Annotated in this window: 2 protein-coding genes; one reads left to right on the top strand and one right to left on the bottom strand. The window is 76.4% G+C overall.

The window, feature by feature from the left end:
* The first annotated feature begins 78 nt into the window (after window positions 1-78).
* Complete coding sequence (locus ABD308_RS28520; protein ID WP_344340510.1) at window positions 79-678, top strand: TIGR03086 family metal-binding protein; 600 nt, start codon at window positions 79-81, stop codon at window positions 676-678.
* 23 nt (window positions 679-701) lie between these two features.
* On the opposite strand, the gene ABD308_RS28515 is transcribed toward ABD308_RS28520, so the two are convergent.
* On the bottom strand, window positions 702-1,582 hold an 881-nt coding region (locus ABD308_RS28515), incomplete at its 5' end, for an alpha/beta hydrolase (RefSeq protein WP_344340507.1).

Raw genomic sequence — 1,582 nt, 5'->3', positions numbered from 1 at the left:
TGTCGGTGCCTCCGTTTACGATCGGCCGGTCCGACCACGTGTGCGGCCGGTGCGGCCCCGCCGACGGAGAGGTGCGTCATGACCGGAGCGGAAGACCCGATCGAGCTGCTCGCCCGTGCGCTCGCGCAGACCGCCGGACTGATCGACGGCGTCGGCGCCGAGCTGGCCGGCCACCCGACACCCTGCCGGTCCTGGGACGTCGGCGAGCTGATCAGCCATCTGCTGCACGACCTGCGGCAGTTCACCATCCGGGCGGAGGGCGGCACGCCCGACTGGTCGGAGACCTTCGACCGGGTCGAGGAGGACTGGCTGCACCGCTTCGAGGCCGGCGCCGAGCGGCTGGTGGCCGCCTGGCGGCAGGCCGGGGAGCTCGACGGCGTCATCGAGGTCCCCGGCGTCGGCGAACTGCCGGCCCGCTTCCCGGTGGACCAGCAGATCACCGAGTTCGCCGTGCACGCCTGGGACCTCGCCCACGCCACCGGCCAGTCCACGGCCGGCCTGGACCACGAGGTCGCCGAGGCCTCGCTGGCCTGGGGGCGCGGCGCACTGCGGCCGGAGTACCGGGGGAGCGAGGAGGAGCAGCACGCCTTCGGCCCGGAGGTCGCGATCGCCGGGGACGCGCCGGTGTACGACCGGCTCGCCGCCTTCTACGGCCGCGCCCCGGAGGACGCCGGGTAGCCGGCCGGCCGTGGCACCGCCGGTCAGCCGCGGCTCCAGACGAACGAGATCTCCGGGTAGCGCGGGGAGGGCACCTCCAGCAGCGGGGACGGCCGTCCGCGCAGGAAGCGGTCGAAGTGCGCGCGGACGTAGACGCGGCTCAGCTCGGTGGCGCGCGCCGGGGTGATGCGGCCGAGCAGCTCGGCGGCGATGTCGGGCGGGATGTGCTCGGCGAGGCGGCCCGGGCCGGCGACGTGCGGCAGGTCGGTGAAGCTGTAGTGGCCGGAGTCGCGCTGCAGCAGGTGGCGCCCCCAGCCGCGCTGGTGCTCGCGCCAGCGCCGCCAGGTGTCGTGGTCGTCCAGGGAGGTGAGCAGCAGGAACGGCCGGTCCAGGCCCTCGTCCGGCACCGGCGAGCCGAAGAGGCCGCCGTCCAGGTCGAGCCCCGCCGCGAACCGCCGGTCCTGGCGGATCGCCTCGGCGGCGGCCGCCCCGCCCATCGAGTGGCCGAACGCGCCGATCCGTTCCGGGTCGGCGCACGGCAGGCCGCGGTGCCGGCGGGTCGTCCGGCCGGTGGTCAACTCGGTGGCGACGAAGCGCAGATCGGCCGCCCGGGTGCTGATCTCCTGGCGTTCGGCGGCGTCCCAGTCGGCCGGTTCGTCCTCCAGGGTGCTGCGCACCAGCCTGCCGTCCGGGAACTCGACGGCGGCCGCGTCGTAGGTGTGGTCGAGGGCCGCGACCAGGTAGCCGTGCGCCGCCAGCTCCTCCGCCAGCGCGGTGCCGTGGGCGCGGCCGCCCTTGCGGCCGTGGCCGAACAGCAGCAGCGGCAGCGCCCCCGGGGCGGCCGGTGCGGCGAGCCGCGCGGTCGGGCGCACGCGGGTGAAGGTGCCCGGGTCCAGGAGGCCCTGCTCCTGCACGGCCGCCACGC

Origin of the sequence: Kitasatospora putterlickiae (assembly GCF_039527695.1) — a bacterium.
GTDB classification, from domain to species: Bacteria; Actinomycetota; Actinomycetes; order Streptomycetales; family Streptomycetaceae; genus Kitasatospora; species Kitasatospora putterlickiae.
Note: the sequence above shows the minus strand (reverse complement) of the source record. Positions and strands in the feature narration are given on the sequence as shown.